Consider the following 20,203-nt stretch of genomic DNA (forward strand, 5'->3'; position numbering starts at 1 on the left):
CGGGTATTAGTCGTTGGTGTCGCAGAGCCCTTGGAGCGCGGCCCAATAAAGCCGGCTGCAGCCGGTGACTAACTTTTCATCGTTCAGGCCTGTAACCGCTTTCAGGTCCATAATCTCGCGCGAGTTGAACATGGCGTTAAAGACGCCGATAGCGTAGGGGAACTGTGTCCAGTCGATGCCGGCTTTGTCCAGCAGCTGGCGGATAGGTGGTCCCCACACCTTTTCAAAGGCCCGGACATTCGGTTCACCCTGCTGCAGCCTGCACAGGAACCCTTCCCGGGATCGCACCAGGACCATGGCCGGCCCGTCTTCCGCCACCACCTTGATCCATTCAGCCATGGTGTCCTCGAGGAGCTCCAATCCGTTGCTCTTCAGGTTCTTCGTGGATTCGTACAACCCATCGATAACACCCAGCATGAACTTGCGGCGCAGCTCATCGAGGGTGAGGAGGTACCGGTATGCGGTAGCCAGAGACGGTCCGGCCCTCTCGGCGACGGCGGGTATGGTCCTCTGCCAGAGCAAGGGCGTCAATGGAGTCAGTATCGACGGCGCGGTCCGCGACGTCGAGGAGATGAACGACATGGGCATTGCCGTCTTCGCCCGCGCGGTTTGTTCCGGCAGGACCCTCCAAGAACGGGCCGCGAACTGTTGGAGAGTCCGTTGCCTACGGCAACGTGGTCTGCAATCCCGGGGACACCGTGATCGGAGACCAGGATCGCGTCCTCGTCTCCCAATCCGAAGCGTACGAAACACTCAAAAGCCTTCCTCTGCAGGCGGCCGTGGAGCGCCGGTTCCCCGCCCAGGTCAAGGCCACGCGACCATAGGGCTCCGTGCCGAAGCCGTATCTCTTACATTGACTCATTTACATTATGAGATCAGTCCCATATTATGGGTTCAACGATGTGGCCCTCCTCACGGTGCGCATCTGTTTCCAAGCCTTCAGTGTGGAAGGCCCAACGATCGGATTCCCCAATGTCAGACGTAGCTGTCCTTACCAACACAGCGGTGGCCGTGCTCGCCGCCGTTGTGTTGATCGTCCGTTTTAGAGTCAACCCCGTAATTGCCCTTGTCATCGGCTCGGTGTACCTGGGCCTCGCTGTCGGCCTGGGCGTTGAAAAGACAGTCGAGACCATTACTGCCGGTTTCGGTGAAATCATGGTGGACGTTGGGCTGCTCATCGCATTCGGCGTGCTGATGGGCTCCATCCTCAACCAGAGCGGTGCCATCCGCCGCCTGGTGGAGCACCTGCTCAACACCTTTGGCCCCAAGCGCCTGCCCTACACCATGGGCTTGGCCATTGGAACAGTCCTGCAGTCCATTTTCCTGGACGTCCTGCTGGTGATCTCGGCTCCGCTGGCCCGCAAACTTGCGCCCAGAATCGGGAAGCTGGGCACAGCACGGATGGCGACAGCCATGGCCATCGCCCTCGAATGCGGCATCGTCTTCACCGTTCCCGGCGTCGCATCCCTTGCCCTGGCCGGCCTCCTGAACGTGCCCCTGGGCAAGATGCTGCTGTTTGGCCTCCTGCTGGTAATTCCCACGATCATCATCTCCATAGCCATCATGACGTTCCTGTTTCGTCGCGGCTTCTGGAACGAGGCAAAGGATGAGGACCACACGTTCGTTGCGGAAGAGGACCGCGAAGGCGAACCCGATGACGAGGAAGCCGCACCGGCCGCAGGCACCGGCGGCACCGCACCCACGCGCAACTCGGGCAGCGAAGGCACAGACCGGCAGTCCAGCACCGTTGCGCTGGCGAAGCGTGGCCAAAAGGAATTTCCGCTGCTGCTCCTCTTCGCCCCGCTCCTGACGTCCCTCCTGCTCATTGGTGCAGGTGCCATCCTCCAGATCCTGGAAATCGAGATGCCGTGGCTTCAGCTTCTGGGTGAGCCCGTGATCGCCTTGCTGATCGGACTCATCGGAACCGCCCTGGTGACACGCGCAGCCATCGGCCAGTCGCGCGTTGAGGAAGCCATCACCATCGGTTTCAAGGAAAGCGGACAGATCCTGATCCTCACCGGCGTCGGTGGCTCGCTGGCCGCAACCGTCGCCGCAGCCGGCCTCGGCGACATCCTGGGTGGATTCTTCTCCGCAAGCACGGTCGCCCCGCTCCTGGTGGTGTGGGCCATCGCAGCCGTCCTCCACATCGCGGTAGGCTCCGTGACCCTGTCCGCCATCACCGCCGCAGGTCTTCTCGCGCCCATCGCTCCGGCCATCGGGCTGGACCCCGTACTTCTCGCCCTTGCCGCCGGCGCAGGCTCGTTGTTCATGGTCCACGTCACGAGCAACACCTTCTGGCTACTGCAATCCCTGCTGGGACAGAGCGTCCGGGGCGCCCTGAAATCGGTGTCCGTCGGTGTATCGGTGGCCTCCGTCGTCGCGATACTCCTGATCCTGCCCATGAGCCTGCTGTTCTGACCGACTCCTGCGCCTCCCACTGACACCCGCCAACGAAAGAAGATTGACATGACAGAACCGCGCATCGCTCCCCTGGCGGGAGTACGGGTCCTGGAACTCGGAAACTACATCGCAGCACCCACCGCGGGCAGGCTGCTGGCCGATTTTGGCGCCGAAGTAATCAAGGTGGAGCGCCCCGGGACCGGTGATGAGCTCCGCAACTGGCGGCTGCACAAGGGCGACACGTCCATGCTGTACCGGACAATCAACCGCAACAAGAAGTCCGTGGTGCTGGACCTGCGCACTGAGGCGGGCAAAGAAGCGGTTCTGGCCCTCGCCGCCGAATCAGACATCCTGCTGGAAAACTTCCGGCCCGGCACCTTGGAGAAGTGGGGCCTCGGCCCGGAGGTCCTGAATGAGGCGAACCCGGAACTCGTCATCACCCGCATTTCCGCCTTCGGCCAAACCGGCCCGCTGTCCGAGCGGCCGGGCTTTGCCGCCGTCGCCGAAGCCTACGGTGGCTTCCGCAACCTGGTGGGGGACCCGGACCGGGCACCTGTCCGCGTAGGCGTCTCCATCGGGGACTCCATCGCCGGGCTCTACGCCGCCTTCGGCTCCATGATGAGCCTCTTCCAGCGGGAAGCACGACGGCGGGATGCGGCCGGAGCGGCGCCCCTCACCGAACGCATCATCGACGTCGCCCTCAACGAGGCGATGTTCTCCATGATGGAGTCGCTCATCCCGGACTACCAGGCATACGGCGTGGACCGCCAGCGCGTTGGCGGGCGGATGGAGGGAATCGCCCCCTCGAACGCCTACGTCTGCAAAGACGGTGCCAGCATCGTTGTCGCGGGCAACGGGGATTCGATCTACCAGCGGTACATGCAGACCATCGGTCGGCCAGACCTTGCGACTGATCCCTCGCTCCAGACCAACGCCGAGCGCTGGGCGCGGCGCGAAGAACTGGACCAGGCCATCGGGGAATGGGCCCGGAAACACAGCGCCGCCGATGCGCTGGCAGCCCTGGACGCTGACGGGGTGCCCGCCGGTCCTATCTACACGGCGGCGGACATCAGCGAAGACAGCCAGTACGCCGCGCGCAACATGATCCAGAAGTTCGACGTCTCCACAGGCGAGGAGATCATCCCGGGCGTTGGCTTCCCGGGCATCGTTCCAGTCATCGGCGACCAGTCACTCCCGATCCGCAACCTTGGCCCGGACCTGGGCGAAAACACCGATGAAATACTAGGCGGGCTCCTCAAGATGGACCCGGCAAAGATCAGCGCGGCGTCCGGCCGCCAGGAGGCAATGCAGGCATGAACAACAACCTCACGGCAATGCTCGCAAAGACGATTCTTCGGGACGTGACCCTGCGCGACGGACTTCAACTCACCGGCAAAGTGCTTTCCACCGAAAGGAAAGTCGAAACAGTCCGGGAACTTATCCGGCTCGGTGTGCCTGCCATCGAACTGGGTTCCATGGCCCGGGCCGACCTTGTGCCGACCATGGCCAACACGCTGGAGGTCGTCCAAGCGTTGACCCCGGAGGAACTCGAAAAGTGCTGGATCTGGGTGGCCACGCCGGGGCACGTGGCGAAGGCGTCGGCCGCGGGAGCACGCAATTTCCAGTACTGCCTGTCCGCGTCGGATTCACACAACAAGGCCAACATCGGACGCACCACCGAGGAAAGCCTGGCCGCCCTGCCCGAAGCGGTCACATACACTCAGTCCGTCAACGGGCAGATCCAGTTGTGCATCGCCACGTCCTTCACGTGTCCCTTTGAGGGCTATGTGCCTGAAGAGAGGATCCTGTCCATCGCCAACGACCCCCGCGCCGAAGGCACCACGGACATCGTTCTCTGCGACACCCTTGGCCAAGCCATCCCCACCCAGGTTGCCGGCCTGATCAACCGGGTGCGGGAAGAATCCCCGGCCCGCCGGATCGTCTATCACGGACACGACACCTGGGGGCTTGGCGTAGCGAACACCCTCGCTGCTATCCAGGCCGGTGCGGCCATGGTGGACGGCGCACTCGGCGGGCTGGGCGGCTGCCCCTTCGCCCCGGGCGCCAGCGGAAACACCTCAACGGAAGACATCCTGTTTGCAACCCGCCCGGAGTGGCTCACGACCGAAGTCTTCGCGGACCTCGTGGTTCTGTCAGAAAAGCTGCTCGCGGAACTGGGCGAACCCAACCGCTCTAAAGCCGCCCAGGGTGCCCGGTCGAAAGCACCTGCCTTCGAATGGGTCCTCCCGGCCGGTTCCACAGCCCCTGTCCCGTGCAGCACAGGAGGCAACTGACGATGGGCCACCGCTTCCTGGTCACCACAGCCATCCCCGACCCGGGGTTCCAACTGCTGTCCGACGCAGGCGAAGTCACCGTGCTCCCCGAACCGCCGGACTACGAAACCTTGGCAGCGTTTTGCGCATCAGGCGATTTCGACGCCGTCCTGACCCAACTCCGCGACGTGGTAGATGCGCCGCTCCTGGCCGGGGCGCGCGTCAAGGGGATCTCCAACTATGCCGTGGGATACAACAACATCGACATTGACGCCGCCACCCGGCACGGCATCTTGGTGGGCAACACGCCGGGCGTACTGACTGACGCGACCGCGGACATCGCCATGCTGCTCATCCTCGGCGCTGCCCGACGGGTGGTCGAAGCCGACCGCCTGGTCCGCGACGGGAAGTTCCACGGCTGGGAACCTGAGCTCCTGCTGGGCCGCGACGTCTCCGGGGCCGTGCTGGGCGTGGCGGGCTTCGGCCGGATTGCCCGCGCCACCGCCCGGCGGGCCCTTGGTTTCGGAATGCAGGTCATCTTCTCGCCGCGGCCACCGGGGGACCGTCCTGTCAGCGAGGACGAACTGGGGGAGTTCGCTGGAAAGGTTCAGCAGGTGGCATGGTCCGAGCTTATTGAACGCAGTGACTTCCTGTCCCTGCATGTTCCACTCAACGAGGACACCAGGCACCTCGTGGATGCCCAGATCCTCGGGCGGATGAAGCCGGACGCCATCCTTATCAACACAGCCCGCGGCCCGGTGGTGGACGAGGCCGCCTTGGTAGACGCGCTGCGCAGCGGCGTCATTGCCGGCGCCGGGCTGGACGTGTTCGAGGACGAACCAAAGCTCGCAGCCGGGCTGGCAGAACTGCCTAACACGGTCCTGCTGCCCCACGTGGGGAGCGCCACCGTACGCGTACGCAGCGAGATGGCACGGCTCAGCGCACTCAACGCCATCGCGATCGCCGAAGGCCGCCTGCCCCTCCACCCGGTCAACCCCCAAGCGCTGGCATGACGGTCCTCGTCGCTCCGGACAGCTTCAAGGGGACCTACTCCGCTGCTGAGGTCGCCGCAGCGATCAGCGAAGGCATCAACGACGGCGGCGGTTGTGCCGTTCAATTACCCGTTGCAGACGGCGGGGAGGGAACCTTCGACGCACTGTGCCGCAGCCTTCAGGCAGCAGCGGTGAGCGTCGACGTCGTAAATTCCTGGGGCGAGCCGCTGCGAGCGGTCATCGGACTGACCAAGGACGGCAACGCCGTCGTGGAGGTGGCCCAGGCGGGCGGGCTGACTGCCGGGCGGATCACGCCGCACGATGCCGTGGCCGCCAGCACGTACGGAACAGGGATGATGATTGTCGCTGCGGTTGCCCTCGGCGCGAAACACATTTTCGTAGCAGCCGGTGGCTCTGCCACCACGGACGGCGGCGCCGGAGCGGTGCAGGCCATCATCGATGGAGGCGGGCTTCACGGCGCCCGGATCACCGTCCTGACCGACGTCACCACGTCATTCCTGGACGCACCGCGCGTTTTCGGACCGCAGAAAGGCGCGGATCCGGCCGCCGTGGAAGCGCTTGAAGAACGGCTGGCCGCACTTGCCGCGTCCTCTCCCCGCAACCCTGCCGGGGTTCCCCGAACCGGCGCCGCGGGCGGTCTGTCTGGAGGGCTGTGGGCCTACTTCGAGGCCGAGCTGGTCTCCGGAGCAGATGCAGTACTTGACGCCGCCGGCTTCGACAGCTGCCTCGCATCCGCTGACGCCGTGGTGGTCGGGGAGGGGCGCCTCGATTCCCAGACCGGCGAAGGAAAAATCATCTCCGCAATCCTGGAACGGGTGCAGAGTTCCGGCCGTAAAACTCCGGTCATCGCTGTCGTGGGTTCCTTGGCCGAAGACCTGGGGGATTACGCGGAAAACTTCGCCGCGATCCTCCTGGCCACGGATGCCACGGCCATGCGGGCTGCGGGCAGGGAAATCGCCAGAGGCTAGGCAGTCGCGTTTCCTGGCGGGTTATGACTCGCCGGGAAACCGCCCGCCAATCAGCCGGGTCATGTGTTCTGCCGTTGTGAGCAGGGGCTCCACCCATTCCTGGCAGGTCTCCAACGGCATCCGCAGCGTTGGCCCGCTGATGGTTACGGCCCCCACCAGGCCCGCCGCAGAATCGAAAACGGGGGCGGAGAGGCCGGAGGCCCCGTCTTCGCGTTCACCTACGGTTATCGCAAAACCGTCCCGCAGGGTCTGCTTCACCGCAACAGCCAACTCCTCGGACGTGGTGATGGTTGATTCCGTGATCGACGCCAACGGATCGCGCAGGACCGCCTCCATCAGCTCGGGGTCCCATGCCAGCAGAACACGGCCCGCTGATCCTGCGTGAAGCGGGGCAATTTTGCCCAGGTGCATTTCCCGGCGAAGCGCATGGCGCGTTTCTGCCATGGCAACGCACACGCGGTAATGCTGCTCTGACTTGAAGAAGCAGGCGGTCTCGCCGGTGGTGTCGCGCAGCGTCTTCAGCAACGGACTAAGGATGTCCACCACCTCCATCCCCCGTGTTGCCGGTGCGGCCCAATAAGCCATGCGCATTCCGATGCGGTACGAATCCTCCTCACGGTCAAGGAACCCCTGCGAAACCAGGTTGGTGACCAGGCGCTGGACAGTAGACGTGGGCATTCGAGTCGACTCGCGGATGTCGCTCAACGACTGAACGGGCTTGGAGAGCGAGAACGAATCCAGGATTGAGGTGATCTTGCCCAGCACTAGCAGAGGGTTGCCGCTGGATTTAGCTGCTGCATCGGACGCCATGGAACTCACGCTAGACGCTGGCCGCATCTGAAGCCACTTGCCCACCGCCCATTCCTAGAGTGTGCAGAACGGAAACAGGACGATGACCGGGCCCCCGGAATTTAGAGGTGAGGCTCCGCTCACTTCGATGTCGGCACGGTTTCGGTGGGTGCGGCCCGATCATCAATTGCGGCAGCCAACCCGTCGATCCGCTCAAGCGCACCGCTGAGCCGCTCCACGGAAGACCACAGGTCCGGATGCTGTTCGCGGACTTCCTCCAGGGTTGTGCCGGCGGACCGGAGAGACGCAAGGTCGAAGCTGACGTTAGTGCGGGCCCCAGCCACTGCTGCCCGCAGGGCCCCGAACGCTACGACGACATCGGCTACCAGCGCCTTGTTGCCCCCGTGCGCCAGCCAGGCGAGGTCCTCGATAGCGTCGATGGCCCGGGCGCCGAGGACCGCGGAGGCTTTGGCGGCGGCGACGGACGCGTGACGGATTGCCTCGTCCCGCTCCGGCCCCTTTTCGAGCCGGAACGCCGCACCGAAGGCCCGGGACGCCGTCGCGTCTTCATCCGCGAGCTGCAGTGCGCGTCGCCGGAGGTCCCGGGCCCGGTCCCTGATGCCGTCAACGGCCTGCTGCTGATCCGCGGCGGGTTCGGTGTAGCCGGCCACCATCGAGGTCAGCGAGGCTGCGACGGCAAGCATCACGCCGGTCCCGGCGCCGCCGCCGGGTGAACCGGTCGACTCGGCAAGGGCTCTGGTCCAGTCCTCCACCGTGGACTGTTGGGTGGTTACTTCGGGCTCTTCCATGTGGGGAGCGTGCCCATAATCCGCCTCGCCTAAACGGAACGGCGTCACGCGGAGCACGCTCTTGCCGAATGTCCGACGGCGAGTCCCCGGGTTTTCGGGGTCCGCGCCGGTTGGGTGGGCCAAAAGCATGCCTGGCGTGACGCCGAACCGCTCCTGGCCGTGCTAAAAACAGGAAACACGCAATAAGGGAGGCCGTCATCACTGGTGTTCAGTGCCACCGCTACCAGTACGGGGAAGATCCCAGCCAGTGGGGCGAACTATTCCTCCCCGACCTTCCCGCGGGAACCCGGCACCAGGGCGTGGTGGTGGTGATCCACGGCGGCTACTGGCGCTCGAAGTATGGCGCTGAGCTGGGTGAACCCCTGGCCCGGGACCTTGCGGAGCACGGCATCGCCGCGTGGAACCTGGAGTACCGGCGCGCCGGAAACGGCGGCGGATGGCCCGGCACGTTTGACGACATTTCGGCGGGCATCGACCACCTGGCCGCGCTCGCGGAACCGCACGCCCTGGACCTGCGGTCGGTAGTGGCCCTGGGCCATTCCGCCGGAGGACACCTGGCCGTCTGGGCCGCCGGCCGGGAGAAAGTGGCGGAGGCCGGCCCGGGGGACAGGGACAGCCTGCGTGGCGGAGGCGGAGTCCGGCTCACCGGCGTGGTCAGCCAGTCCGGCGTCCTGGACCTCGCCGGCGCCGAGCGGCTCAACCTCAGCAACGGTGCGGTGGCCAACCTCCTGGGCGGGCCGTCGTCGGAATTCCCCGTCCGGCACCGCCTGGCCAGCCCCATGGCCGCGCTGCCGCTGGATGTTCCCGTGTATGCCGTCCATGCCGAGGCCGACCAGGACGTGCCGCCGGAAATGTCCATGGCCTACGTTGACGCCACCCGCGGATCGGTGGTGCCCGCACACTTCGTCAGCGTCCCCGGGGACCACTTTGCGCTGATCGACATCTCGTCGCCGGCGTACCTGGCGTGCCGGCACCTGGTGTGTGAACTGCTGCGCGACACGGAGTTCGGCGCCGCCCGCTTCTCTGGCAGAGTATGACCATGCTCACAGTGATCGGCGAAGGCCTTGTTGACGTTGTCCAGCGCGCCTCGGGAATTGAGGCCCATGTGGGCGGCAGCCCGCTTAACGTTGCGGTGGGCCTGGCCCGCCTGGACCACCCGGTGCAGTTCATCGGCCGCTACGGGCGCGACGCCTACGGGGACTCCGTGGCCGCGCACCTCCGCGCCAGTTCCGTGATGCTCCCGCTGGGTCCGGATGAGTTGCCCACCAGCGTTGCCACTGCCCTGATTGACGACGACGGCGCCGCCACCTACACGTTCGACCTCACCTGGGAGCTCCCCGGCATCGCGGACCGGCTCGGCTTCATGCTCCAGGGCACCACGCTGCTGCACACCGGATCGATTGCCGCCATGCTGGCGCCCGGTGCCACCGAGGTGCTGGCCGCCGTCGAATACGCCCACCCGCATGCCACCATCAGCTACGACCCCAACTGCCGGCCGAGCATCATCGCTGACGTGGATTATGCGCGCCGCCATGCGGAGAAGTTTGTGTCCCTCGCCGACGTTGTGAAGGCGTCGGATGAGGACCTCGCCTGGCTGTACCCGGGGCAGGACGTCCTGGAATCTGCGCGGCGGTGGCTGGCATTGGGCGGTTCCGAGGGGCCCGCGATGGTAGTGGTGACCCGGGGTGGCGAGGGTCCGTGGGGCATCACGGCCGCCGGCGAGGCCGCAGTCGCGGCACCGCGTGTGGAGGTGGCGGACACCGTAGGTGCAGGCGACTCCTTCATGGCTGCGCTGCTCTCGGGATTGGTGGACCGCGGCCTGGACGGCGCACAAAACCGAAAGGACCTGCGTGAACTGCCCGCGGAGGCCTTGGCGGAACTTTTGGCCCACGCTGCCCGCGCAGCAGCTGTCACCGTGTCCCGGCCCGGCGCCAATCCGCCTACGCGGGCGGAGATGAACGCCCTGCCGTAAGGCCGGCCCCCGGAGTTGGCTCCTACATCGACACTTCCGGCCTGATGCTTTAGTATTTTTAGCTTGACAGGCGTGTTACTAGGCGATCGAGGAAGGGTCATGGCTCCTTTAGGCGGATCAGTACGTGCAAGCACCCTGGAAGCAGCCAAGCGGATCGACGCAAGCGACGTCCTTGATGCTTTGAGTGAGTACCGCGCTGCGGAAACTGCGATGCTTCGCCGCACCCGTCCCATCATGGACCGCGGCGCCAATGACGTCCTCGCCCTGCGCTACGTCCGGGAAGCAACTCTTCGCGGCCCTGGCATGCGCCCCACCGAGCTGGCGGCGCTGCTGGGGCTGAGCTCGGCCTCGATCACTGCGCTGATTGACAGGCTGGTGGCAGGCGGCGTTGTGGTGCGGGAGCCCCACCCGTCTGACCGGCGCGCTTCCATCCTGCGGAGCACCGGCCTGAGCGAAGCTGCGGAAGTCCAGGCGCTTGACGACGCCCGACGGCCCATCGCCGACCTTATCGAATCCCTCGACCACGACGAGCTTGAAACAGTCCTCGGCTTCCTCGTGCGCATGCGGCGGGCCATGGACGAGGTGGCGCGGGACTGATTCGCCGATTGGCTGGACAATTGCCTAGAGGTACTAAATACTAGGCGGACTAGCAATTTGGTAAACGAGCGATCGAGGCGGGTATGACAGCGGTAGCAGAACCACAGAGCCGGAACCGGGACCACCTGGCCGATGTCGTCGCCCTGCCGCTGCCTGAAAGCTATGGTTTCAACGCCGATCCCGCCGAAGCGACCGAAGCGTCCACGGAATCCGGCGGCTGGATGAAGGCAGTTGCCCTGGCGTCCGCCAAGCTGGAGCAACTCCAGTGGGAGCTGGATGCTGCCGAAGAGGACCTGTGCGCGGCCCTCCGCGGCGCCTCGGCCTCCAGCGTCAGCGCGGCGGCCCTGGCCAGGGCGGCCGGCCTCAGCCCCGAGGAGCTCGACGAGTACCTGCGGCGTCCCGCACTGACGGACGCGCCTGCATTGCCGGATGGGCTGGGGCTTCCCGCTACTGCCGCCATGGCACCGTTGGCCGGTCCCGCCCACCTGCCCTCCCTGGGCCTGCAGGCAGAGGCCTGATTCCCGAAGGGGCTACAGGCCCTTTTCTGTGCGGCCGGTGATCAGCTTGCTGCCAAGGCTCTGAGCGCTTCCCGCAGGCGCGTGCCGGCGTCGTCTGCCACGTCCCTCACGGCGGGGGTGCTGCTGAGCTGCACCATGGTCTGTGGATCGATGGCCTCCACCGTGGTGTAGTCCGCTGAACTTTTGCGGCGAACCACAACGTTGCAGGGCAGCAGGGCGCCCATTTCCGGCTCCGCGGCCAGCGCGCGGCTGGCCAGTGCCGGCTGCTGTTCCGTTTAGGCGAGGGAAAGGAAGAGCTTCTCAAGCTCTTTCCGGTCCATGGTTTCGTCCTTCTGGACAATGCACTGCTCCAATCCGGTGGCAATGATCGCAAAGCCGGCGCGGTCCAGCGCCTTTGACACCGCCGCCAGCTGGGTGACGACGTCTTTGCAGTCCCGGCCTTCTTCGAGCATCCGGGTTACGGCTGCGAGCTGGCCCTGGGCGCGCTTGAGGCGGTTGATTACGGGCGTCAGTTCGGTGGGGTTCAGTTCCAAGGTGGTCCTCCAAGCGTGGGCGGGTCGTGGAAACAGTATACCCCCTAGGGTGTTTTGACTACCCCGGGGGGTATCTGTAATACTCGGTGGGGTATCCAACCGACACCTCCCGAGAGGCTCTTCATGACTTCCCCTTCCGCCGCAGCCGTGACCGCACTCGCCCCCGAGACCCTGCGGTCCTGGATCACGGAACACCAGGACCTCGTGGTCATCGACGTCCGCTCCGCCGCCGAATTCGAGTCCATGCACATCCGCGGCTCGTACAACGTGCCGCTGCCCCTCCTGGCCGAGCACACTGATGAGCTAGCTGCCCGCCTGGGGTCCCGCGTGGTCCTGGTCTGCCAGTCCGGCATCCGCGCAGAACAGGCCCGCCAGCGCCTGGCCAAATCCGGCATCGAGACCGCCTACGTCCTGACCGGCGGAGCGCCCGGGTACGCCGGTGCCGGCGGTGACGTGGTCAAGGGCAAGGACCGCTGGGACCTCGAACGCCAGGTGCGCCTGGTGGCCGGTTCCCTGGTGGTGCTGGGCCTGGCCGGCGGCAAGTTTGTCTCCCCGAAGATCCGGACGCTCGCCGGAGTTATCGGCACCGGCCTGACCTTCTCCGCAGCCACCAACACCTGCGCCATGGGCAAGGCCATCTCGGCGATGCCCTGGAACAAGGCGGCCAAAGAGCCCACCCGCGAAAGCGCCATCCTCGGCCTGCCGGTCAGCAACAAGAGCACGGAAGCCGCAGCCTGATGAGTCTCACCCTGCTCCTGGTCCTTGCCCTGTCGGTGGTGATCGGTCTATCGCTCGGCGTCCTGGGCGGCGGCGGGTCCATCCTGACCGTCCCGATCCTGGTCTACGTGGCCGGGTTCGAGGCCAAGGAAGCGATCGCGGCGTCCCTGTTCGTCGTCGGTGTCACCTCCGCGGTCAGCGTGATCAGTCACGCCCGAGGCGGCAGGGTGATGTGGCGGACCGGCCTGATCTTCGGCGCCGCCGGCATGGCCGGCGCGTTCGTTGGCGGCCTGCTGGGCGGGCACATCCCCGGCCAGATCCTGCTGATCGCCTTCGCCGTGATGATGGTGGCCACATCGGTGGCCATGCTGCGCGGCCGGAAGAAGAAGAACGACGGCGCGGCGGAGCCGGTCAAGCACGAACTGCCCCTTGGCAGGGTGCTGCTGGACGGCGTTGTCGTCGGCCTTGTGACCGGGCTCGTCGGCGCGGGCGGCGGCTTCCTTGTCGTACCTGCCCTGGCGCTGCTGGGCGGCCTGCCCATGTCCGTTGCCGTCGGCACATCCCTGGTGGTCATCGCCATGAAATCCTTCGCCGGGCTCGCCGGCTACCTCACCACCGTCCAGCTTGACTGGGGCATCACCCTCGGCGTCACCGCCGCAGCCATCGTCGGCAGCCTCATCGGCTCAAAGCTGGCAGGGAAGATCCCCGAAGCGGCCCTGCGCAAAAGCTTCGGCTGGTTCGTCCTGGCCATGGGCACCTTCGTCCTGATCCAGCAGGCCCCGCCCGGCCTGCAATGGCCCATCGCCGCGGGCGTGGCAGCCCTTACCGCAGCCACCGCAGCCACCGCCGGCATCTGCTGGTTCTTCATCGGCTCCTGCCCACTCCGGAACCGCAGCGGCCGCCGCAGCAGCGACATACCCTCACCCGCCTGATCGCCTCTACCGGAGCACGCCATGGGCCTTATCAGCTCCCTGAAGAAAGCTTTCGGCAAACCCTACAAAACCATTTCGGTGGCTGGGGCCAAGCGCCTCCTCTCCTCAGGTGCTGCGCTGATCGATGTCCGCTCCGCGCAGGAATGGCGCTCCGGGCGGGCGCTCCAGGCCAAGCACATCCCCCTGGACCGGCTGCAGGCCAGTACCACCGGTATCAATAAGACCCGCCCGGTAATCACGGTCTGCGCCTCCGGCATCCGGTCCGCCTCCGCGGCGCGGGCTCTCGCCGAACAGGGTTTCGAAGCCTACTCGGTGCGTGGCGGCATGGCTGCCTGGCGCCAGGCTGGCGAGCCCGTCCGCTAGCAACACCCCCACCATCTCCAGCAACAAACCACTTCGAAGGAGACCCCTCATGGCTGAAATCACCATCACCGAGACGGACCAGCGCCGTGCCACCGACAACGTCCTCGACGTCCGCGAGGATTTCGAAGTGGCTGAAGGCATGATCCCCGGCGCCCTGCACATCCCCATGGGCCAGCTGCAGGCCCGCCTGGGCGAGCTCGACCCCGCGGTCCCCGTGATCGCCGTCTGCCGCAGCGGAAACCGCAGCGCCGCCGTCGCCGACGCGCTCAGCGGCGCCGGCTACAAAGCCGACACCATGGCCGGCGGCATGACCGCCTGGGCCCGCGCCGGACTTCCCACCACCTAAGCCCCGCCCCGTAGCGGCACCGGCAAAACCATCGCAACCAAACGCTTCCCCGAAAGGACACCACAGGCCATGGCCACCATCGATATCACCGAACATACTTTTGCCCAGACCCTGGAAGGCAGCGACATTGTCTTCGTTGACTTCTGGGCAGCCTGGTGCGGCCCCTGCCGCATGTTCGCCCCCACCTACGGCGCCGCCGCCGAACGCCACCCGGACATCACCTTCGCCAAGGTGGACACCGAGGCCGAGCGGGGCCTGGCGGCCGCAGCGAACATTACCTCCATCCCCACCCTCATGGCCTTCAAGGACAAGACCCTCGTCTTCTCCCAGCCGGGCGCCCTCAACGCCACCGGCCTCGAGGAAGTCATCCAGGCCGTCAAGGCCCTGGACATGGACAAGGCCAGCGACGACGCCGGGATCCAGCACGCCTGAGTCCGGCTCTGGCAAGCCAGCCGGCACCAGTCAAACCATCGCGCAGCATCAGGCCTCCTGCACCTGTTGCCAAGGCTCTTTGCAGGAAAAACCCAGGCCGTAATCCAGTTGCAGCATACCCCCGGGGGTATCTATACTGGATGCAGATCCCCACCACCTTTCCAACCGAAGGAGAGCACCTCATGCTTATCGAGCGCATCTACGACGAAGACCTCGCCCAGGCCAGCTACCTGATCGGCTGCCAGGCCAAGGGTGAAGCCATTGTGGTTGACGGACGCCGCGACATCGCCGTTTACCAGGACCTCGCAGCGAAGAACGGCATGAAGATCGTGGCCGTCACCGAAACCCACATCCACGCCGACTACCTCTCCGGCACCCGCGAACTGGCAGCCGCGACCGGTGCCAAGGTGTACGTTTCCGGCGAAGGCGGCCCGGACTGGCAGTACGAATTCGACGGCGAACGGCTGTACGACGGCGACGCCATCACGCTGGGCAACATCACCATCAAGGCCCTCCACACCCCCGGCCACACCCCCGAGCACCTGTCCTTCCTGGTGACCGACGGTGCCTTCAGTGACCAGCCGGGCTACCTGCTGTCCGGTGACTTCGTCTTCTCCGGCGACCTGGGCCGGCCGGACCTGCTGGACGAGGCCGCCGGCGGCATCGATACCCGCTTCGAGGGTGCAAAGCAGCTCTTCGCCAGCTTGCGGGACAAATTCCTCACCCTCCCGGACTACGTCCAGGTCCACCCCGCCCACGGCGCGGGCAGCGCCTGCGGCAAGGCCCTCGGTGCCATCCCGTCCTCCACGGTGGGCTACGAACGGCTCTACGCCTGGTGGGGGCCGTACCTGGCCGCCAACGACGAGCAGGGCTTCATCGATGAACTCCTCGACGGACAGCCGGACGCACACGCCTACTTCGGCCGCATGAAGCGCGAAAACCGTGAAGGCCCGGCCGTCATGGGTGAACGCACCCCGCTGCCGGAGCTTTCCACCGGCATCGTGGCCGCCGGCCTCGACGAAGACACCCTGACCTTCATTGACACCCGGTCCAACAGCGAGGTCCATGAAGGCACCGTGGTCCGGTCACTGAACGTTCCGGCCGGCAAATCAGTGGCCAGCTACGGCGCCTGGGTGGTGAACCCGGAAACTGACAAGAACCCGCTGGTGCTGCTGGCCAGCGGCCAGGACCAGGCCATGGACATGTGGGACCACCTGGTACGCGTGGGCATCGATAACGTGGCCGGCTACGTCACCGGCATCGAGGAACTGCCCACCTTTACCCCAAAGCTCATCCAGCCCGAAGAACTGGACGGCTTCGACGCCGCCATGGTCCTGGACGTCCGCAACAAGACCGAGCACACGGCCGGCCACATTCCGGGCTCGTACCAGCTCAGCGGCGGCCGTGTGATGTGGCACCTGGACGAGCTTCCCGCCAACGGCACCATCGTCACCTACTGCCAGTCCGGCGTCCGGAACTCCGTAGCAGCCAGCGCCCTGCGCCGTGCGGGGTACGACATCGTCGAACTTGACGGCAGCTACGCGGCCTGGAGCATGTGGCGGCAGTCCCGGCCCAACGCCGTGGCCGCCCACTAACCCCACAGACCGCCCGGGCAGGACCCCCCTCCCGCCCGGGCTCCGCCCGCGCACGTTTCCCCGAACGGCGCGGGCACGCCCCGAGCGTTACCCCCAACGCTTGGGGCAACCCGCCCGGGTGCGCTTCCCCCAAGCGCGCCCGGGCACCTTCATGCCCACCGAACGGAGCCCGCGCATGCCCGGCAGCACACGTCCCGAAAACCCCGCAGCGACGCGGCGCCCGGTGCTGGGACTGCGTCAGAACCTGGCCCAGTTCATGCTGCTGGTTGCCGTCAACGCGCTGGTGGGCGGCACCCTGGGACAGGAACGCACGGTCCTGCCCCTCCTGGCCACGGAGGCCTTCCACCTGGACCTCTACACCGGGGCGCTGACGTACATCCTCGCGTTCGGGCTGTCCAAGGCTGCAATGAACTATTTTGCGGGGACGCTCTCCGACAAATACGGCCGCAAGCCCGTCCTCGTCGCCGGCTGGCTGGCAGCACTCCCGGTCCCCGCCATGCTGATCCTCGCCCCCTCCTGGGGCTGGATCGTAACGGCCAACGTCCTGCTGGGCATCAGCCAGGGCCTGACCTGGTCCACGGCCGTGATCATGAAAATGGACCTGGTGGGCCCGCGCCAGCGGGGCCTGGCCATGGGCTTCAACGAAGCGGCCGGCTACCTTGGCGTGGCTGCCACGGCACTGGCTACCGGCTACCTCGCCACCACCTACGGGCTCCGGCCGGCACCGTTCCTCCTCGGAGCGGCCTACATCGCCCTGGGGCTGGGCCTGACAGTCCTGGCCGTCCGCGAAACCCACCACCATGCCTTCGCCGAGGCGTCCGGAACACCCGCCGCACCCGGTGCTGCCGGAGCCGGCCTCAGCACGGGCCAGGTGTTCACCCTGACCAGCTTCAGGGACCGCTCCCTCTCTGCGGCCAGCCAGGCCGGCCTGGTCAACAACCTCAACGACGGGCTCGCCTGGGGTCTCTTCCCCGTCCTGTTTGCCGGCGCCGGCCTGGGCGTGGGCCAGATCGGCATCATTGCCGCCGCCTACCCTGCCGTGTGGGGAGCCGCGCAGCTGGTGACCGGTGCCGCCTCGGACCGCTGGGGCCGCAAATGGTTCATAGCCGCAGGCATGCTGGTACAGGCCGCAGCCCTGGCAATGGTCGCGGCAGGCAGCACCTTCGAGGCATGGCTCGGGGCCGCCGTCGTCCTCGGCATCGGCACCGCCATGGTGTATCCCACCCTGCTGGCCAGCATCGGAGACGTCGCCCACCCAGCGTGGCGGGCACGCGCCGTCGGGATTTACCGTCTATGGCGCGACGCCGGGTTCGCCGCAGGTGCGCTGCTCGCCGGGCTCATCGCGGACCTGTACGGAATTCCGGTGGCTGTCGCCGCCGTCGCCGGAATCACCGCGGTGTCCGGGATTGTCGTGGCAGTGCGGATGCGCGGCGGCGACCACCGCCCCGCTGCGGCGCTGCCTTAGGTTCAGCTCCAGACCGACGCCGACCCGGAATGGCCCGTCACCACGGCTTCGTAAACCAGGAACAGCCCCGCAATTACTCCGAGGACGGACGTGGCGGGAACAAGCCAGCGGGCCGCGAGCAGGCGCCCGGCTCCGCGGAGTGCCTGCCAGCGGCTCACGGCGGAGGGGAACGCGGCCAGAATCTGCGCAGCCGCCACCAGCAGGAAAACCACCGTCACGTACCGGAAAAAACTGCCCTGCTCGGCGTGCTCCCTGACCAGGTCCGATGCGGGTTTCGCCTTTTCCAGCTGCTCACCGGCTTCCGGGGTGAGGACGGACAGCGGTACCAGCACAACGGCGAGGACGCCCAATGGCCAGGCCAGATAGGACCTGCTGCGGCGCCAGAGCGCGAAGACCACTGCCATCAGGCCAGCCAGCGGGGCAAGGACAACCACCCCGTGGACCAGGAGGATGTGGGCCGGAAGGCCGCCGATTTCCATCATGCAATGTTTCCTTCGGACGGGGCGGTCACGCCGGATCAGGCGTGCTGGAGTCAGGCTATCCCCGTGGTCCCCAGCAGCAGGCCAACGCCATAGGTGAACGCCATGGCAAGGGCACCGCCGATGACCAGGCGCAGGGTGGCTTTCCGTTTCGAACTGCCACCGATCCTGGCACTGACCGTACCGGTGATGGCCAGGGCGACGACGACTGCCACGAAGGTGAGGGGAACCCGGATTTCGGCCGGAGGCAGCAGGATCGCCAGCAGCGGGAGTACCGCACCGATGGTGAAGGCGATGGCTGAGGCGAAAGCAGCGTGCCAGGCGCTGGCGACGCTGGCCTCATCAATCTTCAGTTCGGCTTCCAGGTGCGCGCCCAGCGCATCGTGCTCGGTAAGCTCTGCGGCCACCGTGCGCGCGGTGGCTTCGGTGAGTCCCTTCGCCTGGTAGATGGCGGCAAGCTCCTCCAGTTCGCCGTCGGGATCGTCGTGGAGCTCCTGGCGTTCCTTCTCGATCAGCGCCCGCTGGCTGTCGCTTTGGCTGCTGACGGACACATACTCGCCCAGCGCCATGGACACGGCACCGCCCACCACGGCGGCCGCCCCGGCTATCAGGATGGGAGTGACATCGTTGGTCACGCCGGCAACACCCACCACCGTCGCAGCAACTGACACGATGCCGTCATTGGCTCCAAGGACACCCGCGCGCAGCCAGTTCAGGCGCGCAGCAATGCTGTCGTCGTGCGGTTCATTGGGGTGCTGCTTCAGCAACTCAGTCATAGGGGAAAGTAAAACACCGGCGGCCGCTCCCGGCTACGCAGGTTTGCATACCCTACCCGCGGCCCGGGACGGACCGGGCCGTTAGAGCTGGGGAACACACGGCCCGCTGCCCAGGAGTGCAAGCCCGGCGCGGTCCCCGGCGGCGAAGTCCACCACGCCCACGTTGTCCGCGTGCATCAGCTGGGCCGGATCGCTGACGTGGTCCAGGCCCACAACGTGGCCCAGTTCGTGCATGATGATGGCCCGCACCTGTTCCGTTCCGTCCGGGCGGCTGGCCAGGATGCCTGCGAGGTCGGGTGCGTCCAGCCGGATCTGGCCGGCGGCGAGGACCATCGGCTGGCCGGGTGCCTGGATGAAGGTGCTGCCGCCGTCGCCCGCGATGTCGCCCGCGAGACCTGGGGATTCCTGCGGCGTGGACCAGGTGATCAATATTGGTGCCCAGCGCTTGCCGTAGCGGTCCGGCTGGAAGGCCTCCCGTTCATCCGCCGGCGCTTCGGTGGACGTGCCGTCGTACACGAACTGTAAGCCGGTGGCCGCCGAGGTCGCTGCAACGGCGTCCCGGATCAGGGCGTCGCCGCCCGGTACGGCGAAGTCCGGACGCACCACGTAGTGGACGGGGCGGCACGGATCGTAGGCGGCGAACCGCTGGCCGGGATCGGGCGACTCCTGCAGGACGAAAGCCGTGGAGCCGGTGCTGGCCGGGGGAGTCCCCAGCGGCGAGGACGCGGCCTCGTACCCGGGCGGCGGGACCGTTGCCCCCGGCAGGTAAGGTGCCGCGAAGGGAAGGACAACGCGGCTAAGGAACGACGGCGTGAAGTACAGGCAGATGACCAGCGCCACGCCCAGCGCGGGCAGCAGCCGCCGCTTCCGGGGCCCGTGCGGCCGGGGCGCACGCCCGAACGCCGGGCGTCCGGCGTTGTGGGGTGCCGGTTCCGGTGCGCGCCAGGGAGCCTGTTGTGCCTGCCGGCCGAACGCCTCGTCGATGGCCCACTGCGGGATCCGCCCGCTCGGTGACCGGCGCACCTTTGGCATCGGGCCGCCGTCGGGCGCTCCCTGCCATGTATCGCCGTCCCTGCCTGAACCGCCCACCCGCCATCCCCCGTGCCGCCTGCCGATGAATCCTCTTCAGCTTAGGGGCGGCCAGGCTCCCGGTTCCGGCGGGTATGCGCAGGATTTCCACAAGTTAAAAGCGCCCGCCCGGCCGGAGGCATGATGCCGTGCGGCCG

At 66.7% G+C, this 20,203-nt stretch carries 24 protein-coding genes and 1 pseudogene; 17 read left to right on the forward strand and 8 right to left on the reverse strand.

The features are described 5' to 3' along the window. Positions 1 to 6: 6 nt before the first annotated feature. Positions 7 to 582: a TetR/AcrR family transcriptional regulator gene (locus tag ACHL_RS24595; protein WP_244266500.1), complete on the reverse strand. Its 576-nt coding sequence runs from the start codon at positions 580 to 582 to the stop codon at positions 7 to 9. Here ACHL_RS24595 and ACHL_RS24600 point away from each other — a divergent pair. Genes ACHL_RS24600 through ACHL_RS00970 form a run of 6 tightly spaced genes read left to right on the forward strand, consistent with a single transcriptional unit; the run spans position 503 to position 6,654 of the window. Then, complete coding sequence (locus ACHL_RS24600; protein WP_244266501.1) at positions 503 to 985, forward strand: RraA family protein; 483 nt, start codon at positions 503 to 505, stop codon at positions 983 to 985. The genes ACHL_RS24595 and ACHL_RS24600 overlap by 80 nt on opposite strands. Then, positions 973 to 2,418 carry a GntP family permease gene (locus tag ACHL_RS00950; RefSeq protein WP_012630928.1) on the forward strand — a complete coding sequence of 482 codons (1,446 nt, stop codon included), beginning with the start codon at positions 973 to 975 and terminating at the stop codon, positions 2,416 to 2,418. Before ACHL_RS24600 ends, ACHL_RS00950 begins: the two co-directional genes overlap by 13 nt. Before the next feature lie 48 nt (positions 2,419 to 2,466). After that, positions 2,467 to 3,717 (forward strand): CaiB/BaiF CoA transferase family protein, encoded by a 1,251-nt coding sequence (locus tag ACHL_RS00955; RefSeq protein WP_012630929.1) that lies wholly within the window; start codon positions 2,467 to 2,469, stop codon positions 3,715 to 3,717. Beyond that, entirely contained in the window at positions 3,714 to 4,694 is a 981-nt protein-coding gene (locus ACHL_RS00960) for a beta/alpha barrel domain-containing protein (RefSeq protein WP_012630930.1), read from the forward strand. The genes ACHL_RS00955 and ACHL_RS00960 overlap by 4 nt, the downstream gene beginning before the upstream one ends. A gap of 2 nt (positions 4,695 to 4,696) precedes the next feature. Beyond that, entirely contained in the window at positions 4,697 to 5,686 is a 990-nt protein-coding gene (locus ACHL_RS00965) for a 2-hydroxyacid dehydrogenase (RefSeq protein WP_012630931.1), read from the forward strand. Next, on the forward strand, positions 5,683 to 6,654 hold the full coding sequence (locus ACHL_RS00970) for a glycerate kinase family protein (protein ID WP_012630932.1): 972 nt from the start codon (positions 5,683 to 5,685) through the stop codon (positions 6,652 to 6,654). The genes ACHL_RS00965 and ACHL_RS00970 overlap by 4 nt, the downstream gene beginning before the upstream one ends. 21 nt (positions 6,655 to 6,675) lie before the next feature. Here the strand turns inward: ACHL_RS00970 and ACHL_RS00975 are convergent, their stop codons facing one another. Both ACHL_RS00975 and ACHL_RS00980 read right to left on the reverse strand, forming a co-directional pair. Beyond that, on the reverse strand, positions 6,676 to 7,464 hold the full coding sequence (locus ACHL_RS00975) for an IclR family transcriptional regulator (RefSeq protein ID WP_043794312.1): 789 nt from the start codon (positions 7,462 to 7,464) through the stop codon (positions 6,676 to 6,678). A gap of 119 nt (positions 7,465 to 7,583) precedes the next feature. Further along, a complete protein-coding gene (locus ACHL_RS00980; RefSeq protein WP_043793667.1) occupies positions 7,584 to 8,252 on the reverse strand; it encodes a cyclodeaminase/cyclohydrolase family protein in 669 nt (222 codons plus the stop codon). A gap of 197 nt (positions 8,253 to 8,449) precedes the next feature. Here ACHL_RS00980 and ACHL_RS00985 point away from each other — a divergent pair, with 197 nt between their 5' ends. From ACHL_RS00985 to ACHL_RS23310, 4 genes are all read left to right on the forward strand, one after another. Continuing rightward, a complete protein-coding gene (locus tag ACHL_RS00985; RefSeq protein WP_050767061.1) occupies positions 8,450 to 9,289 on the forward strand; it encodes an alpha/beta hydrolase in 840 nt (279 codons plus the stop codon). A gap of 2 nt (positions 9,290 to 9,291) precedes the next feature. Further along, positions 9,292 to 10,224, forward strand: coding sequence for a carbohydrate kinase family protein (locus ACHL_RS00990; protein ID WP_012630936.1), 933 nt, complete (start codon positions 9,292 to 9,294; stop codon positions 10,222 to 10,224). Between the two features lie 99 nt (positions 10,225 to 10,323). Then, positions 10,324 to 10,821: a MarR family winged helix-turn-helix transcriptional regulator gene (locus tag ACHL_RS00995; RefSeq protein WP_012630937.1), complete on the forward strand. Its 498-nt coding sequence runs from the start codon at positions 10,324 to 10,326 to the stop codon at positions 10,819 to 10,821. A gap of 83 nt (positions 10,822 to 10,904) precedes the next feature. Then, the gene (locus ACHL_RS23310) at positions 10,905 to 11,339 is read left to right on the forward strand and encodes a hypothetical protein (RefSeq protein ID WP_012630938.1); all 435 of its coding nucleotides are present in this window, start codon (positions 10,905 to 10,907) and stop codon (positions 11,337 to 11,339) included. Positions 11,340 to 11,380: 41 nt separating this feature from the next. Here the strand turns inward: ACHL_RS23310 and ACHL_RS01005 are convergent. Together ACHL_RS01005 and ACHL_RS01010 are read right to left on the reverse strand one after the other, a co-directional pair. After that, positions 11,381 to 11,602, reverse strand: a pseudogene (locus ACHL_RS01005) (DUF302 domain-containing protein); the annotation flags it as partial. A gap of 12 nt (positions 11,603 to 11,614) precedes the next feature. Then, a complete protein-coding gene (locus tag ACHL_RS01010) occupies positions 11,615 to 11,872 on the reverse strand; it encodes a metal-sensitive transcriptional regulator (RefSeq protein ID WP_012630939.1) in 258 nt (85 codons plus the stop codon). Between the two features lie 123 nt (positions 11,873 to 11,995). Here ACHL_RS01010 and ACHL_RS01015 point away from each other — a divergent pair, with 123 nt between their 5' ends. The 7 genes from ACHL_RS01015 to ACHL_RS01045 all read left to right on the forward strand — a co-directional run bounded on the left by ACHL_RS01015 (position 11,996) and on the right by ACHL_RS01045 (position 17,722). Continuing rightward, positions 11,996 to 12,610 (forward strand): rhodanese-like domain-containing protein, encoded by a 615-nt coding sequence (locus tag ACHL_RS01015; protein ID WP_012630940.1) that lies wholly within the window; start codon positions 11,996 to 11,998, stop codon positions 12,608 to 12,610. Then, the gene (locus tag ACHL_RS01020) at positions 12,610 to 13,521 is read left to right on the forward strand and encodes a sulfite exporter TauE/SafE family protein (protein WP_012630941.1); all 912 of its coding nucleotides are present in this window, start codon (positions 12,610 to 12,612) and stop codon (positions 13,519 to 13,521) included. Before ACHL_RS01015 ends, ACHL_RS01020 begins: the two co-directional genes overlap by 1 nt. Positions 13,522 to 13,542: 21 nt before the next feature. Beyond that, a complete protein-coding gene (locus ACHL_RS01025; protein ID WP_012630942.1) occupies positions 13,543 to 13,884 on the forward strand; it encodes a rhodanese-like domain-containing protein in 342 nt (113 codons plus the stop codon). A 49-nt stretch (positions 13,885 to 13,933) separates the two neighbouring features. Beyond that, a complete protein-coding gene (locus ACHL_RS01030) occupies positions 13,934 to 14,230 on the forward strand; it encodes a rhodanese-like domain-containing protein (RefSeq protein WP_012630943.1) in 297 nt (98 codons plus the stop codon). 69 nt (positions 14,231 to 14,299) lie between these two features. Continuing rightward, positions 14,300 to 14,662: a thioredoxin family protein gene (locus ACHL_RS01035; RefSeq protein ID WP_012630944.1), complete on the forward strand. Its 363-nt coding sequence runs from the start codon at positions 14,300 to 14,302 to the stop codon at positions 14,660 to 14,662. A gap of 182 nt (positions 14,663 to 14,844) precedes the next feature. Continuing rightward, the gene (locus ACHL_RS01040; RefSeq protein WP_012630945.1) at positions 14,845 to 16,257 is read left to right on the forward strand and encodes an MBL fold metallo-hydrolase; all 1,413 of its coding nucleotides are present in this window, start codon (positions 14,845 to 14,847) and stop codon (positions 16,255 to 16,257) included. 175 nt (positions 16,258 to 16,432) lie between these two features. Beyond that, entirely contained in the window at positions 16,433 to 17,722 is a 1,290-nt protein-coding gene (locus ACHL_RS01045; RefSeq protein WP_012630946.1) for an MFS transporter, read from the forward strand. 2 nt (positions 17,723 to 17,724) lie between these two features. Here the strand turns inward: ACHL_RS01045 and ACHL_RS01050 are convergent, their stop codons facing one another. From ACHL_RS01050 to ACHL_RS01060, 3 genes are all read right to left on the reverse strand, one after another. Next, positions 17,725 to 18,204: a hypothetical protein gene (locus tag ACHL_RS01050; protein ID WP_012630947.1), complete on the reverse strand. Its 480-nt coding sequence runs from the start codon at positions 18,202 to 18,204 to the stop codon at positions 17,725 to 17,727. 50 nt (positions 18,205 to 18,254) lie between these two features. Beyond that, positions 18,255 to 18,977 (reverse strand): VIT1/CCC1 transporter family protein, encoded by a 723-nt coding sequence (locus ACHL_RS01055; protein ID WP_012630948.1) that lies wholly within the window; start codon positions 18,975 to 18,977, stop codon positions 18,255 to 18,257. A gap of 81 nt (positions 18,978 to 19,058) precedes the next feature. Continuing rightward, on the reverse strand, positions 19,059 to 20,009 hold the full coding sequence (locus tag ACHL_RS01060; RefSeq protein WP_012630949.1) for a matrixin family metalloprotease: 951 nt from the start codon (positions 20,007 to 20,009) through the stop codon (positions 19,059 to 19,061). Positions 20,010 to 20,203: the final 194 nt, after the last annotated feature.

The sequence above is a fragment of the Pseudarthrobacter chlorophenolicus A6 genome (assembly GCF_000022025.1).
Classification (GTDB): domain Bacteria; phylum Actinomycetota; class Actinomycetes; order Actinomycetales; family Micrococcaceae; genus Arthrobacter; species Arthrobacter chlorophenolicus.

Bases quoted from the DNA above. Each gene is read 5' to 3' on its own strand.
- ACHL_RS01040 (WP_012630945.1), top strand. From the start codon at position 14,845: ATGCTTATCGAGCGCATCTACGACGAAGACCTCGCCCAGGCCAGCTAC.
- ACHL_RS00995 (WP_012630937.1), top strand. From the start codon at position 10,324: ATGGCTCCTTTAGGCGGATCAGTACGTGCAAGCACCCTGGAAGCAGCC.
- ACHL_RS01055 (WP_012630948.1), bottom strand. From the start codon at position 18,977: ATGACTGAGTTGCTGAAGCAGCACCCCAATGAACCGCACGACGACAGC.
- ACHL_RS01035 (WP_012630944.1), top strand. From the start codon at position 14,300: ATGGCCACCATCGATATCACCGAACATACTTTTGCCCAGACCCTGGAA.
- ACHL_RS01020 (WP_012630941.1), top strand. From the start codon at position 12,610: ATGAGTCTCACCCTGCTCCTGGTCCTTGCCCTGTCGGTGGTGATCGGT.
- ACHL_RS01060 (WP_012630949.1), bottom strand. From the start codon at position 20,009: ATGCCAAAGGTGCGCCGGTCACCGAGCGGGCGGATCCCGCAGTGGGCC.
- ACHL_RS24595 (WP_244266500.1), bottom strand. From the start codon at position 582: ATGTCGTTCATCTCCTCGACGTCGCGGACCGCGCCGTCGATACTGACT.
- ACHL_RS01025 (WP_012630942.1), top strand. From the start codon at position 13,543: ATGGGCCTTATCAGCTCCCTGAAGAAAGCTTTCGGCAAACCCTACAAA.
- ACHL_RS01015 (WP_012630940.1), top strand. From the start codon at position 11,996: ATGACTTCCCCTTCCGCCGCAGCCGTGACCGCACTCGCCCCCGAGACC.
- ACHL_RS01030 (WP_012630943.1), top strand. From the start codon at position 13,934: ATGGCTGAAATCACCATCACCGAGACGGACCAGCGCCGTGCCACCGAC.
- ACHL_RS23310 (WP_012630938.1), top strand. From the start codon at position 10,905: ATGACAGCGGTAGCAGAACCACAGAGCCGGAACCGGGACCACCTGGCC.
- ACHL_RS01045 (WP_012630946.1), top strand. From the start codon at position 16,433: ATGCCCGGCAGCACACGTCCCGAAAACCCCGCAGCGACGCGGCGCCCG.
- ACHL_RS00980 (WP_043793667.1), bottom strand. From the start codon at position 8,252: ATGGAAGAGCCCGAAGTAACCACCCAACAGTCCACGGTGGAGGACTGG.
- ACHL_RS00975 (WP_043794312.1), bottom strand. From the start codon at position 7,464: ATGGCGTCCGATGCAGCAGCTAAATCCAGCGGCAACCCTCTGCTAGTG.
- ACHL_RS00960 (WP_012630930.1), top strand. From the start codon at position 3,714: ATGAACAACAACCTCACGGCAATGCTCGCAAAGACGATTCTTCGGGAC.
- ACHL_RS00965 (WP_012630931.1), top strand. From the start codon at position 4,697: ATGGGCCACCGCTTCCTGGTCACCACAGCCATCCCCGACCCGGGGTTC.
- ACHL_RS01050 (WP_012630947.1), bottom strand. From the start codon at position 18,204: ATGATGGAAATCGGCGGCCTTCCGGCCCACATCCTCCTGGTCCACGGG.
- ACHL_RS00970 (WP_012630932.1), top strand. From the start codon at position 5,683: ATGACGGTCCTCGTCGCTCCGGACAGCTTCAAGGGGACCTACTCCGCT.
- ACHL_RS00950 (WP_012630928.1), top strand. From the start codon at position 973: ATGTCAGACGTAGCTGTCCTTACCAACACAGCGGTGGCCGTGCTCGCC.
- ACHL_RS24600 (WP_244266501.1), top strand. From the start codon at position 503: ATGGTCCTCTGCCAGAGCAAGGGCGTCAATGGAGTCAGTATCGACGGC.
- ACHL_RS00990 (WP_012630936.1), top strand. From the start codon at position 9,292: ATGCTCACAGTGATCGGCGAAGGCCTTGTTGACGTTGTCCAGCGCGCC.
- ACHL_RS00955 (WP_012630929.1), top strand. From the start codon at position 2,467: ATGACAGAACCGCGCATCGCTCCCCTGGCGGGAGTACGGGTCCTGGAA.